We start from the raw sequence: 13,015 nt of genomic DNA, 5'->3' as shown, positions 1-13,015 counted from the left end.
CTAGCCTATGGCATCGTCCATGATGCGTTTGTTGTATCCGCCGCCTTGGGAGGGTGGTTGCGGCGACTTTCAGGGTAACAGCATGTTAGGATCGCTAACCAAATCGTACAGGATTAACAGGATTTTCAAGATTAACCGGATTTTTTGTTGTGAAGAGCGCTTGCTGGTTTGATAAGCGCATGATCGGGCGTAGGAAATTCAGGAACGACAAGAATTTTGTCAATCCTGTGTAATCCTGTAAATCCTGTCCGATTGGGGTTTCGCCGCGAAGCTCGAGTTGGGCTCTCGTGATCGAAACTAAAGCCATTGACCCCCTCTCCCCAACTCCTCTCCCGGCGGGAGAGGGGCTTTTGCGATGCCCTCCCTTGGGGGCGAGGGAACCAAGGGGGCATGACTTTCGATTTTCTTAGGAATAACCGAGGCGTCGTCGGTTGCCCCGGTAAAGGTATATGGGCTGGTTATGTGCGGTATTGTCGGCGGTATCTCTCAGCGCGAGGTCGCGGCCATCTTTTTGGAGGGGCTGCGGCGCCTCGAATACCGCGGCTATGATTCAGCCGGTATGGCGGTGCTCGCGGCACCGGGTGAGCTGAGACGGGTGCGTGCGCTGGGGAAGGTGCAGCGCCTCGCCGAAGATATGACACGCGATCCTCTCCCCGGCAGGCTAGGTATCGCCCACACGCGCTGGGCGACCCATGGCGAACCTTCCGAGCGCAATGCCCATCCCCACGTGTGCCGCGACCGGTGCGCCGTCGTCCATAACGGGATCATCGAAAACCACCAGGCGTTGCGCGAAGAGCAGGCGGCTGCTGGTCATGCCTTCACGTCCGGCACCGATACCGAGGTCATCGTCCATGCCCTATACGATCGGCTCGAGGCAGGCCAGGGGCTGTTGGAGGCGGTACGCGACACCATCCGGCTGCTCGAAGGGGCCTATGCCTTGGGCGTGCTCGATACCCGCGACCCGGACCGGCTGGTCGCCGCCAGATACGGCAGCCCCCTGGTCATCGGGGTGGGTTTCGGGGAGAACTTCATCGCTTCGGATGTCTTCGCCCTGTTGGCGGTTACGCAGCGCTTCATCTTTCTGGAGGACGGCGACCTCGCCGAGATCACCCGCGATTCGGTCCGCATCTGGAACGCCGCAGGCGAGCCCGTGGAGCGCCCGATCAAGACCTCCGGCCTCCACGCGAACACCGTGGACCGGGGTCGGTACCGGCACTATATGCTCAAGGAGATCTTCGAGCAGCCCCGCGCTATCGGGGATACCTTGCAGGGAAAGATCTCCCGCACCCGGGCCTTGCCGCAGGCGTTCGGCAACCAGGCCGAACGGATCTTCGCGGGGCTCAAGGCGGTCACCATCGTCGCTTGCGGCACCAGCTTCCATGCCGCCCTGGTGGCGCGTTACTGGATCGAGTCGCTCACCGGCTTGCCCTGTAGCGTCGAGGTAGCCAGCGAGTACCGCTACCGCAAACAGGTGGTGCCTGCCGATGCGCTCTTCGTCACCATCTCCCAGTCCGGCGAGACCGCCGACACCTTGGCGGCCTTGCGTATGGCCAAGCAGCTCGGTTATGCCACGACCCTGGCCATCTGCAATGTCCCGGAGAGCTCCTTGGTGCGCGAGTCCGACCTGGTGTTCCTGACCCAGGCCGGACCCGAGATCGGCGTGGCCTCCACCAAGGCCTTCACCACCCAGCTTGCCGTTCTGCTGCTGCTGACGACCGCCATCGGACGCTGCCATGGCCTGGACCGGGAGCTCGAGACCCAGTGCGTGGCGCTACTGCGGGCCCTGCCGGGAAAGATCGAGGCGGTGTTGGCCTTGGACGGGACCATCAAGACGCTCAGCGAGCGTTTCGCGGAGAAGCATCATACCCTCTTTCTGGGGCGCGGCGACCAGTATCCCATCGCCCTGGAAGGGGCGCTGAAGCTCAAGGAGATTTCCTATATCCACGCCGAGGCCTATCCCGCCGGTGAGCTCAAGCATGGCCCCCTGGCCCTTATCGACGAGGATATGCCTGTGGTTGCCGTAGCACCCAACGACAAGCTGCTCGAAAAACTCAAGTCCAACCTCGAGGAGGTCCGGGCCCGCGGCGGCGAGCTCTTTGTGTTCGCCGACGACCGCGTCACCATGACCGCAGGGCGGGGCATGACCGTCATCAAGCTCCCCCAGGCAGAGGCCCTCATCGCTCCCTTACTCTTCACCATCCCGCTTCAGCTCCTGGCTTACCACGTGGCCGTGCTCAAGGGCACCGACGTGGACCAGCCCCGGAATCTGGCCAAATCCGTGACCGTCGAATAAGCAGTCCTGAATGATTTGGCGCGGTTTGGGGGACCGGGCGTGTTGCGTTACGACGTTTGGTAGTGGTAAATTCATAAGTGTTAAAGTAGAGCGATTCATCTTTTTGATCCCCTCTCCCCAACCCTCTCCCGGCGGGAGAGGGGGCATAGCGGCCACTGCCATTGGTCATGTTACAACTTAGGCATTAACCACTACCCGACGTTTAAAGGCCCGCTGATCTCCTGTGGCACCGGTGGCGGCGTCTTAATGCAACCTATCCCCGCGCGGCCCTCGCTTGGCGCGTAGGTTGCGTTAGCCGCGCGCGAAAACGTTTGGGGGAACAGGCGTAAAACCGCTCTCGCTTGCAACAGAGGATAGCTCCTTCTAGGTATATAATCACACGGGACCTGACATACACAACCTACACCCACATTACCCCCCGCGTAGCCGGCCCGCGCAGACCCCGCTTTGAGTGTAGCCCAACATTCGGTGTTCAGTCGGGTACGCTGTCGTCCTGAACGCGCCGTAACCCAACACGACGCCTGCTCAGGCAACGCCAAATAACGCCGAACAGATTAGGATGGTAGCATTTAGGTCCTTCGATCCGTGACAATAGCCATCCCATGCAGCAATATCTCGACTTGCTCCGCGACGTCATCGACAACGGCGCCGACAAATCGGACCGTACCGGGGTCGGCACACGGTCGGTATTCGGGCGTCAGGTGCGGTTCGATCTCGCCCGGGGTTTTCCCCTGGTCACGACCAAGAAGATCCATCTGCGCAGTGTCATCTACGAGCTCTTGTGGTTCCTCGCCGGGTCCACGGATAATCGCTGGCTGCAGGCGAGGGGGGTGAGTATCTGGGACGAATGGGCGGACGCGGACGGGGCGCTCGGACCTATCTATGGCCGCCAGTGGCGGAGCTGGGCCGGTCTCGACGGCGCCACCATCGACCAGATTTCCCAGGTGGTCGCCGGTATCCGAACCAATCCCGATTCGCGCCGCCTGTTGGTATCCGCCTGGAACCCGGCCGAGCTCCCACTGGACGGCCTATCGCCCCAAGCGAACGTCGCCCGTGGCCGTATGGCCCTGGCCCCCTGTCACTGCCTGTTTCAGTTCTATGTGCAGGACGGGCGGCTCTCTTGCCAGCTCTATCAACGCAGCGCCGATCTGTTTCTGGGCGTCCCCTTCAATATCGCCAGCTATTCCCTGCTTACCCACATGATCGCGCACCAGTGCGGCCTGGAGGTGGGGGATTTCGTGCACAGCTTCGGCGATCTGCACCTCTACCGCAATCACCTCACCCGGGACATCGTCTACGAGCAGCTACGGCGTAAGCCGCGCCCCTTGCCGCACTTGTCGATCCGTCGGCTCCCGAAATCCCTGTTCGACTATGAGTTGGAGGATTTCCGGTTCGAGGGTTACGATCCCCATCCAATGATCCGCGCCCCCATCGCCGTATGAGCACTCAACTATCCTGCCGGAGGTCCCACCCGTGATCCAAGCCTTGGTCGACTATGGACTCTTCCTCGCCAAAACCCTGACCCTCGTCCTGCTGATCGGCGCCCTGCTGATGGCCCTGATGCGCGCCCGCGGCAGGTTCCACGCGGACGGGGACCGGCTCGAGGTGACCGACCTCAATGGTAAGTACCGGGACATGGCGCGGGTCCTGAAGCAGGCCTCGTTACCCAAAAAGGCGGCTCTCAAGGCGCTGAAAGAGGAGCGCAAGGCGCGCAAGCGGCGTGACCAGGCGGCCGAGGGGAAACGCCGGCGGATCTTTGTGATCGATTTTCATGGCGATATCAAGGCCACCGAGGTCGCCTCCCTACGGGAGCTCATTACCTGTGTGCTGATGGAGGCGGGAGAGGGCGATGAGCTTCTGGTGCGGCTCGAAAACGCCGGCGGGGTCCTGGCCGAGCATGGGTTGGCAGCCTCCCAATTGGCGCGCGTGCGCGGCAGCAAGGTCCGCCTGACGGTGGCGGTGGACAAGGTGGCCGCCAGTGGCGGTTATCTGATGGCCTGTGTGGCCGACCACATCATCGCAGCGCCCTTCGCCGCGGTGGGCTCCATCGGCGTGGTGATGCAGCTTCCCAACTTCCACCGTCTGCTGGAGCGCCGCGGCGTGGATTTCGAGCTGCACGCGGCCGGCGAGTACAAGCGGACCCTGACCCTGTTCGGCGAGAACACGGACGCGGATCGGGAAAAGGTGCGCGAGCAGCTCGAGGACACCCATCGATTGTTCAAGGATTTTATCCGGGAGTATCGGCAGGACGTCGATCTGGGCCAGGTGGCCACCGGCGAATATTGGCAGGGCATCCAGGCCCTGGACCTGGGCCTGGTGGATGCGATCAAGACGAGTGACGATTACCTGCTGGAGGCGGGCGCCGAGGCGGATCTCTATCTGGTCGCCTATACGGCCCACAAACGGCCGCTGGAGCGATTGCTGGCGGCCGTGCAGGGCAGTGTGCCGAGGGCCTGGTTCGGACGTTGAATGTCAACAGACCCTAAGTACAGCAGTGCCCAAGTACCGATCACATCGATCCGGTTCTTCCGTCGGGAATGCTTTTTCTGCCGCAAATGAACGCGAATGAACGCAAATCGGTCGGAATCGGTTTGCCGTCATCAGCAGCGTCGTGTTGCGTTACGCCGCGCTCGACGCCGTGCTCCCCCAGGCGTTTCCCCGTGCGGCTGACACAACCTACAAGCAAGGTTCCGCGCGGGCAGACCGTGCGGGGGATAATGTGGGTGTAGGTTGCGTTAAGACGCTGGCACCGACCTGGCAGGCGATCAGCGAGCCTTTGAGCGTCGCAACGCAACACGCCCGGTCCCCCAAACAGCGCTAAATCATTCAGGATTGTTAGCGTCTACTTGCCGCGGGTAGATACCAAGCAGGTCGGTCAAGCACGGACGGGTTGTCGATGGCGAGCTTTCGTGGACATCTCTATGGCGGCGTAGTGGTGAGCGCCGCCGCCGGGCTGGGAGTGGATAGCCTCGGATGGGCGGGTCCCGGCCAAATCCCCGTGCTGTTCATGCTGGGGGTGGTCGGTGGACTGCTGCCGGACATCGATGCGGACAACTCGACCCCGCTCCGTATGATGTTCATCCTGCTCGGGGTCACGGCGGCGTTTCTCGTCACCTTTTCACTGGTGGACGGCATTGCGCCCGTCGAGCGCATGTTGCTTTGGGGCGCGGTGTTCCTCCTGGTGCGTTTCGGTCTGTTCGAGATTTTTTGCCGTTTTACCGTGCACCGGGGGGTGTGGCACTCCTGGCTCGCCGTGGCCTTCGTTACCTCGGCGACGGCCGACATCGCCTACCATCTGGTTGGGGTCTCGGCCTGGGACTCCTGGTTGGCGGGGAGCTTCGTAGCACTTGGGTACCTGACCCATTTGTGCCTCGATGAGATTGCCGGCGTGGATCTGCTCAATCACCGCATGAAGCGTTCCTTCGGCACGGCCCTCAAGCCCTTCAGCATCGCCTCGCCCATCGCATCCATGGCCATGTTCCTAGGCACACTCGCGCTTGTCTACCTGGCCCCGACCGTTGCGCCGGTTATTGAAGCCATCAGGACATTGCCTCTGGGTTGATCGCCGGACCCGACAGCGCTAAGACGCCGGCACTGACCTGGCAGACGATCAGCGAGCCTTTGGGCGTCGAACGCAACACATCAAACCCTGTCCCGACGCAGGAGGGATCTTTTCCCTCCAGACAACACCAAATCATTCAGGATTGCTTTTAACCAGACAGCTTCTAAGGAAAAGCGATCCGCCAAGGCCTTGGTTTCAGAAGCGATGTACACGCATTCACCCGGCTAGGACTCCGCCAGGGTGCAACCTGACGTACATCATCTCATCTAAAAATACACGGCCTCCAGCCCGTCCGAGCTATGGCAGCGAAGGGGGAAGATAGGTATCTTAACGAATTCTGATATAGGTGTGTGCTTACGCCCCGCTTCACCGAACAACCCAGCCCGCTCCCATCGGAAATCACGCTGGTTTTTTCGCCAGAACCATTCCGCGAAGATGGAGGAAAGTCCATGACGGAAGTCGTCGCAACCAACGAGACCATCCTGGTAGTCGGTGGTGGCATCAGCGGCATGACCGCAGCGCTGGAGGCCGCCGAAACCGGGAAACAGGTGGTGCTGGTTGAGAAGCGTCCCTACCTGGGTGGGCGCGTCTCCCAGCTCTACAAATACTTCCCCAAGCTGTGCTTCCCTACCTGTGGTCTGGAGATCAACCAGCGCCGTGCCAAGATGAATCCCAACCTGCGGGTGCTCACCATGGCGGAGGTGACGGATATCAAGGGGGAGAAGGGAAACTACACCGCATCCGTCAAGCTCTCCCCGCGTTATGTCAACGAAAACTGCACCGCCTGCGGTGAGTGTGAAAAGGCCGTCGCGGCCGAGTTCGACGACGAGTACAACTACGGGCTCGGCAAGCGCAAGGGGGCCTATCTCCCCTACCGCATGGCCCATCCCCAGCGCTATGTGCTGGACCCGGCCATCATCGGCACCGACGACGCCCAAAAGGCGAAGGACGCCTGCAAGTACGACGCCGTCGACCTGGGCATGACCGAGGAAACCCTCGATTTCCCCTGCGGCGCGGTGATCTGGGCCACGGGATGGCGCCCCTACGATGCAGCTAAGATCCAGCCCTACGGTTATGATCGCATCGCCAACGTCGTCACCTCGGTCGAATTCGAGCGCATGGCCGACCCGTCCGGTCCCTCCGGCGGCAAATTGGTGCGTCCCTCCGACGGCAAGGAAGCCAAGCAGGTCGCCTTCATCCAGTGCGCCGGCTCCCGTGACCGCAACTATTTGCTGCACTGCTCACGCATCTGCTGCATGGCCTCCCTCAAGCAGTGCACCTATGTGAGCGATGCCTACGGCGAGGACGCCGACATCAGCGTCTACTACATCGATATCCGCGCCATCGACCGTTTCGAGGATTTTTACCAGAAGGTCAAAGGGATCGAGCAGGTCAAGTTCATCAAATCCAAGCCCGCCGCCGTGGTGGCGGACAAGGACGGCAACCCGGTGGTCCACGGCGTGGACACCGAAGGCTACAAACGCTTCGAGGACACGCATGACCTGGTGGTCCTGGCTATCGGCATGGAGCCGTCCGTGGACCAGGACGATTTCCCGGTGGACATCCGGATCAACCGTGAGGGCTTTATCGAGGCCGGACCCCAAGGTGCGAACGATCATGGAGGGGTCTTCGCCGCCGGCTGTGCATCCGATGCCCTCGACGTGAACCGTGCCGTCCAGCACGCCACCGGAGCGGCGCTGCGCGCCATCCAGACCATCAACGGCGCCGCCGGAGTGGAGGGCTAAGAACATGGCAGACGAGAAGAAATTCGCCGGCTACATCTGCACCGGCTGCGGCATCGGCGAGCGCCTGGACGCGGGTCAGCTCGAGACCACCGCCAAGCAGGACGGCAAGCTGGCCGAGGTCAAACAGCACCAGATGCTGTGCAGCAAAGAAGCGGTCCGGATGATCCGCGACGACATCGCCAACCAGGGCATCACCCACCTGATGATTGCCGCCTGCTCGCGCCGCGCCAAGGTGGAGGCCTTCAACTTCCCCGAGGTCGCTTTATCCCGCGCCGACCTGCGCGAGGGCGTCATCTGGCTGCGGCCCCAAACCAGTGAGGAGCACGACGACAACCAGGAGACCACGCAGGAGATGGCGGACGATTACATCCGCATGGCCTGCGCCGAGGTCAAGTACATGAACCCGCCCGCTCCCTCCGGCGAGCAGGCGCTCAACAAGACCCTGCTGGTCGTAGGCGGCGGTGTCACCGGCATGACCGCGGCCGTCGAGGTGGCCAAGGCGGGTTATCCAGTGCAGCTGGTGGTGGAAGAGGCCAAGCTGGGTGGGGTCTGGACGGATCTCTACAAGCGGGTGCCCTTCCGCGCCGCGGCCAAGGACGTCCCCCATGGCCGCGACCTGGATCTGCCCCAGCCGGAAGACCCCGGCATCGAGGCCCTGGCCGCCGAGGTCGAGGCCAACGACAAGATCAGCGTCCATTTCAACGCCAAGATCGCCAAGACCTCCGGGGCACCGGGACGCTTCTCGGTAGACATCAGCACCGAGTCCGGCGGCGCTACTACTGAGAATGTGGGCACCGAGAACGTGGGCGCCATCATCCAGGCCAGCGATTACAAACCCTTTGACGCCAACCGGCTGCCCGAATTCGCCTATGGCAAGACCCCGGACGTGGTCACCGGCTTTGAGCTGGAGAAGCTGGCCAAAGAGGCCGCCGGCGGCCCCATCAAGCGCCCCTCTGACGGTAAGGAGATCCAGTCCGTCGCCTTCATCCAGTGTGCCGGGCAGCGTTCGGATAAGGAAGGCCATCTGCCCTACTGCTCCGGCTTCTGCTGCACCGAGTCCATCAAGCAGGCCATGTACTTCAAGGCGCAGAACGCGGATTGCGATGCCACCATCCTGTTCGACGACCTGCGCACCCCCGGAGCCGCCGGAGAAGACTTCTACCGCGCGGCACAACAGGCCATGGTCACCTTCTCCAAGGGCCAGGCGACGGAAGTCACCGCCAACGGTGAGCTCAAGGTCAAGTTCAAGGACCTGATCCTGGATGAGGATACGGAGCTGGACTGCGACCTGGTCGTCCTGGCCACCGGCCAGGTGCCGAACGTGGGCCCGGACCCCTACGCCCAGCTGGCGGTCGAAGAGGTCGAGGACGAGGAGGAAAAGGCCAAGGCCCAGGCGCTGTTGGAAAACGCCCCGCCATCCATCCTCAACCTAGACTACCGCCAGGGCACCGACCTGCCCCAGCTCAAGCACGGCTTCGTCGACTCCCACTTCATCTGCTTCCCCTATGAGACCCGTCGCACCGGCATCTATGCCGCCGGTCCCGTGCGCCGTCCTATGGACATGAAGCAAGCCGTGGAGGACGCCGCCGGTGCCACCATGAAGGCCATCCAGGCGGTCGAAAACGCCGGCCAGGGCCGCGCCGTTCATCCGCGGGTCGGTGATCTCAGCTACCCGAGCTTCCGCAAGGAAGGCTGCACCCAGTGCAAGCGCTGCACGGTGGAATGCCCCTTCGGCGCCATCAACGAGGACGAAGAGAAATACCCCCTGTTCAACGAGTCCCGCTGCCGGCGGTGCGGGACCTGCATGGGCGCCTGTCCGGTGCGCGTGATCTCCTTCGAGAACTACTCCATCGACACCGTGGGCCAACAGCTGAAGAACGTGGAGATCCCCGACGAGTTCGAGGAGAAACCCCGCATCCTGGCCCTGGCCTGCGAAAACGACGCCTACCCGGCCCTGGACATGGCCGCCCAGGCCGCCAACTCGGGAGCGGAACTGGAACTCAGCCCTTGGGCGCGCGTCATTCCGGTCCGTTGCCTGGGCTCGGTGAGCCTATCCTGGATCACGGACGCCCTCAACAGCGGTTACGACGGCATCGTGCTCATGGGCTGCCGCCGCGACGACGACTACCAATGCCACTTCGTGCGCGGATCGGCCATCGCCGCCGAGCGTTTGAGCAAGGTCGGCGACACCCTCCAGTCCCTGAACCTGGAGCCCGAGCGGGTCGCCGTCTACGAGGTCGCCATCACCGACACCAAGCGTGCGCCCCAGCTGATCAACGACATGGCCGAGACCGTGGAGAAGATCGGCATGAGCCCGTTCAAGTTCTGAATTGAATTGGAACCGCCTAGGCGCAAAGAACGCATCGGGGTCGAAAATGGAGGTAGCGGTTAAGGTTTAAGTGGAAGCATCGCCGGTGGCAGTGTGCTGGACACGCCCCGAGCTGTCCCCCTCTCCCTGTGAGGATGTCGCAAAAGCCCCTCTCCCGCCGGGAGAGGGGTTGGGGAGAGGGGATCAAAAGCAGGAAGTCCTTCCCTGTTGTCGTTAATTACGCGCAGGTGTACTAGTTAGACCCGATCAATGAACACCTTCGCGCCTTTGCGGTTCAAAATTTTTACGGAGATGAGGCGATGACCGAAAACTATCGCAACAACTTCCTCAAGGAAGTCGAGGCGAACGTCGAGGAAGGTGAGTGGGTGAAGATGTGCATGCAGTGTGGCGTGTGCTCCGGCTCCTGCCCGTTGGGAAAGTTCTGGGACCACCCACCCCAAGAGCTCTTCATGATGATCCGCGCCGGCAAGCGCGACCAAGTCCTGGGATCGGATTCCATGTGGATGTGCACCTCCTGCTACAACTGCATCGTGCGCTGTCCGCGGGAGCTTCCTATCACCCACATCATGCACGGCCTAGCCCACTACGCCAAACGCCAAGGTCTAGTGCCCGCCAATCAGCCCACCGCCAAGTTCGCCCAGAAGTTCTGGGACAACCTCATGACCAAGGGGCGGGTCAACGAGTTCAAGCTGGGCCTGAGCCTCTACTTCATGAACGGCTTCGGCGAAGGCATCAAGGTCGCCATGAAAAACCAGAAGCTCGGCATGAACATGCTCAAAGCCAAGCGCATGAACCCCAAGGAAATCATGGGCGGTCACACGGTCGAAGACCTGAGCGGATTCCAGCAAGCGATCAAGAAGGCCGCCGAGCTGGAAGACGCCCGCATCGCGCAACCCGGCGGCTGATAGCCAACCCGACATGGCACGCGCACTTGATACACTCGAATTGTTCGACGAGCTCAAGTCCTCCTTCACCGAGGACCAGGCCCATGTACTGTCCAAGGCCCTGCGTCAGGTAGAAGAAGCACGGCTCGAGGAGCTGGCCACCAAGCAGGACCTGATCAATCTGGAGACGCGCATAGATGCTAGGCTCGTCGCCCTCGAAGGTAAGATCATCAAGTGGATAGTCGGTCTGGCCGTCGCCCTGTTCTCCGCGTTGATTGCGATCTTGCTCAAACTCCCATAGGACCCCAGCCATGGCGAAACGCGAATACGCTTTCTATCCGGGGTGCTCCTCCCAGAAGGGCGCCTCCTCCTCCAACCTCATGACCTCCGTACAGACCATGTGCGAAGAGCTGGACATCCAGCTCAACGAAATCCCGGACTGGAACTGCTGCGCCGCCTCCATCGGCTACGCCGGTGGTGGCGAGCTGCCCCGCCTCACCCTCTCGGCACGCAACATCGCCCTGTCCGAGAAGCACCATGCGGGGCAAGACCTGGTGGCCACCTGCGCCGCCTGCTGGCTCTCCACCCGTGAGGCCGCCGAGCGGCTGGAAGAAGACAAGACCCTGATGGCCGAAGCCAACCAGGCCCTGGCCGAGGCCGATCTCGAGCTCAAGAACCAGACCCCCATCAAACACATGGTCGAGGTCCTGATCGAAAACATCGGCTATGAGGAAATGGGCGCCAAGGTCAAAAAACCCCTGGAAGGCATCAAAATCGCCAGCTATGTGGGCTGTCAGACCAACCGCCCCTTCGGCATCGTCGGTGAATCCTTCGAGAACCCCGTCTATCTGGACAAGATGATCGACACCCTGGGCGGGGAATCCATCCCCGGCTACGAAAAGAAGGTCCAGTGCTGCGGCGGTGCGCTCGCCTTCTCCGAGCCCGAGAAATCCCAGGAGATGGTCAAGGGCATCATCGAGGCGGCCTATGACCACGGCGCCGACATGATCGCCACCCCCTGTCCCGTGTGCCAGATGAACGTGGAGGTCTACCAGCCCGACATCAACGCCACCTATGGCACCAAGTTCAACATGCCGGTGGTCTATTACTCGAACCTCATGGCCGTCGCCTATGGCCGCACCGCCAAAGACGCGGCGCTCGACGGGCAGATCATCCGGGCTAAGAAGTTGGATGAGTTGGTGGCGAAGTAACGTCGACAGCAGGTTTTGCTAAACTAAAAGGCCCGCACAGCGGGCCTTTTTTGTACTTAAGTGAGCCTGCCATGAATCTCCATACTGCCGTTGAAAAATTGAGCGCCCTCTCGGAAGAGAAACAGGCCACGGTGCTGGACTTCATCGAGTTTCTGAGTAGTCGCCCGCCCACGAGCGTTACCGTGGGCGAAAGACGCCGATTGGCCCTTCGGGATGAACCCTTTATCGGTATGTGGGCGGATCGAGAAGACCTAGCGGACAGTACTGCGTGGGTTCGCGCACTGCGCGGTAACGAATGGCATCAATGACTCCCCATGTCCTGGTCGATACCGATATCCTGATCGATGTTTCCCGAAATCTCGATCCGGCCATAAGATTCTTGGACGACCTTGAGCGTTAGGGAACACCCGGCATCAGCCTGGTAACCGTACTGGAGCTGTACGCCGGCTGTTGCAGCAAGCGTGAGCTCGCCTCCACCGAAGCCTTTACTCAACGCTACCTCCGCATCGATATCGATGGCGCGATCAGCAACATCGCCATGACTTTGTTTCGGGAATATCGTCTTAGTCATGGCTTAATGATTGCTGATTGCCTGATCGCAGCGACAGCAATTGGTCTTCGCATTCCTCTCGCGACCAAGAACCGTCGAGACTTCGTTTTCATCGACGATTTGACGTTGAAAATGTACCAATAACGCTCCTCGCGGTCGGGGAACAAACCACGAGCGGGCTTTTTTCGTACTGGCATCTAACTACTGAGCTTGCCATCATGACAGACATAGAGCGACTCAAATCCCAGCTACTCAAGAACCAACCCGAATTCGTCAAGAATTTCCACTTTGAGTTCAATGAAGACCTGGATGGCGATCCGGCGGTCTGGATCTGGGCCATCGTCGGGGACAGTGAAGTCGAATCCGCGGACTTTCCGGAGCACATGAAAGCCACGAGAAGCTGGATTTCAACCGCGCTTTCAGAGACACACATCGAGCGCT

Annotated in this window: 13 protein-coding genes; 12 read left to right on the top strand and 1 reads right to left on the bottom strand. The window is 61.2% G+C overall.

The genetic code is table 11. The features are described from left to right. Positions 1 to 94: 94 nt before the first annotated feature. Complete coding sequence (locus tag E1958_RS20505; RefSeq protein ID WP_165742023.1) at positions 95 to 307, bottom strand: hypothetical protein; 213 nt, start codon at positions 305 to 307, stop codon at positions 95 to 97. A 153-nt stretch (positions 308 to 460) separates the two neighbouring features. Here E1958_RS20505 and glmS point away from each other — a divergent pair, with 153 nt between their 5' ends. The 12 genes from glmS to E1958_RS16790 form a co-directional block, all read left to right on the top strand. Beyond that, positions 461 to 2,293 carry a glutamine--fructose-6-phosphate transaminase (isomerizing) gene (gene glmS, locus E1958_RS16845; RefSeq protein ID WP_133512902.1) on the top strand — a complete coding sequence of 611 codons (1,833 nt, stop codon included), beginning with the start codon at positions 461 to 463 and terminating at the stop codon, positions 2,291 to 2,293. Between the two features lie 602 nt (positions 2,294 to 2,895). Next, positions 2,896 to 3,735, top strand: coding sequence for a thymidylate synthase (locus E1958_RS16840; protein ID WP_133512901.1), 840 nt, complete (start codon positions 2,896 to 2,898; stop codon positions 3,733 to 3,735). A gap of 31 nt (positions 3,736 to 3,766) precedes the next feature. Beyond that, the gene (gene sohB / locus E1958_RS16835) at positions 3,767 to 4,762 is read left to right on the top strand and encodes a protease SohB (protein WP_133512900.1); all 996 of its coding nucleotides are present in this window, start codon (positions 3,767 to 3,769) and stop codon (positions 4,760 to 4,762) included. Between the two features lie 427 nt (positions 4,763 to 5,189). After that, positions 5,190 to 5,855, top strand: coding sequence for a metal-dependent hydrolase (locus E1958_RS16830; protein ID WP_089727403.1), 666 nt, complete (start codon positions 5,190 to 5,192; stop codon positions 5,853 to 5,855). A gap of 449 nt (positions 5,856 to 6,304) precedes the next feature. Beyond that, positions 6,305 to 7,600, top strand: coding sequence for a CoB--CoM heterodisulfide reductase iron-sulfur subunit A family protein (locus E1958_RS16825; RefSeq protein ID WP_133512899.1), 1,296 nt, complete (start codon positions 6,305 to 6,307; stop codon positions 7,598 to 7,600). 4 nt (positions 7,601 to 7,604) lie between these two features. Next, complete coding sequence (locus E1958_RS16820) at positions 7,605 to 9,929, top strand: hydrogenase iron-sulfur subunit (protein ID WP_133512898.1); 2,325 nt, start codon at positions 7,605 to 7,607, stop codon at positions 9,927 to 9,929. Positions 9,930 to 10,228: 299 nt separating this feature from the next. Beyond that, positions 10,229 to 10,834, top strand: coding sequence for a 4Fe-4S dicluster domain-containing protein (locus E1958_RS16815; protein ID WP_133512897.1), 606 nt, complete (start codon positions 10,229 to 10,231; stop codon positions 10,832 to 10,834). Positions 10,835 to 10,847: 13 nt separating this feature from the next. Then, entirely contained in the window at positions 10,848 to 11,114 is a 267-nt protein-coding gene (locus E1958_RS16810; RefSeq protein WP_089727395.1) for a hypothetical protein, read from the top strand. Between the two features lie 10 nt (positions 11,115 to 11,124). Further along, positions 11,125 to 12,024: a CoB--CoM heterodisulfide reductase iron-sulfur subunit B family protein gene (locus E1958_RS16805; RefSeq protein WP_133512896.1), complete on the top strand. Its 900-nt coding sequence runs from the start codon at positions 11,125 to 11,127 to the stop codon at positions 12,022 to 12,024. A 71-nt stretch (positions 12,025 to 12,095) separates the two neighbouring features. Then, on the top strand, positions 12,096 to 12,332 hold the full coding sequence (locus E1958_RS16800; RefSeq protein WP_089727391.1) for a hypothetical protein: 237 nt from the start codon (positions 12,096 to 12,098) through the stop codon (positions 12,330 to 12,332). A gap of 104 nt (positions 12,333 to 12,436) precedes the next feature. Further along, positions 12,437 to 12,718, top strand: a complete 282-nt coding sequence (locus tag E1958_RS22145; protein WP_208108615.1) for a PIN domain-containing protein — start codon at positions 12,437 to 12,439, stop codon at positions 12,716 to 12,718. A gap of 74 nt (positions 12,719 to 12,792) precedes the next feature. Next, positions 12,793 to 13,015: hypothetical protein (locus E1958_RS16790; protein WP_133512895.1), on the top strand; the 223-nt coding region annotated here is incomplete at its 3' end.

The sequence above is a fragment of the Candidatus Thiosymbion oneisti genome (assembly GCF_004359955.1).
Lineage (GTDB): Bacteria > Pseudomonadota > Gammaproteobacteria > Chromatiales > Chromatiaceae > Thiosymbion > Thiosymbion oneisti.
The sequence above is the reverse complement of the archived record's forward strand: the minus strand, read 5'-3'. Positions and strand labels throughout refer to the sequence as shown.

What these genes read in the sequence shown, in the direction of transcription:
- E1958_RS16800 (WP_089727391.1), top strand. Translation starts at nt 12,096, where the DNA reads ATGAATCTCCATACTGCCGTTGAAAAATTGAGCGCCCTCTCGGAAGAG.
- E1958_RS16825 (WP_133512899.1), top strand. Translation starts at nt 6,305, where the DNA reads ATGACGGAAGTCGTCGCAACCAACGAGACCATCCTGGTAGTCGGTGGT.
- E1958_RS16840 (WP_133512901.1), top strand. Translation starts at nt 2,896, where the DNA reads ATGCAGCAATATCTCGACTTGCTCCGCGACGTCATCGACAACGGCGCC.
- E1958_RS16815 (WP_133512897.1), top strand. Translation starts at nt 10,229, where the DNA reads ATGACCGAAAACTATCGCAACAACTTCCTCAAGGAAGTCGAGGCGAAC.
- E1958_RS16805 (WP_133512896.1), top strand. Translation starts at nt 11,125, where the DNA reads ATGGCGAAACGCGAATACGCTTTCTATCCGGGGTGCTCCTCCCAGAAG.
- E1958_RS16830 (WP_089727403.1), top strand. Translation starts at nt 5,190, where the DNA reads ATGGCGAGCTTTCGTGGACATCTCTATGGCGGCGTAGTGGTGAGCGCC.
- E1958_RS20505 (WP_165742023.1), bottom strand. Translation starts at nt 307, where the DNA reads ATGGCTTTAGTTTCGATCACGAGAGCCCAACTCGAGCTTCGCGGCGAA.
- E1958_RS16810 (WP_089727395.1), top strand. Translation starts at nt 10,848, where the DNA reads ATGGCACGCGCACTTGATACACTCGAATTGTTCGACGAGCTCAAGTCC.
- glmS (WP_133512902.1), top strand. Translation starts at nt 461, where the DNA reads ATGTGCGGTATTGTCGGCGGTATCTCTCAGCGCGAGGTCGCGGCCATC.
- E1958_RS16820 (WP_133512898.1), top strand. Translation starts at nt 7,605, where the DNA reads ATGGCAGACGAGAAGAAATTCGCCGGCTACATCTGCACCGGCTGCGGC.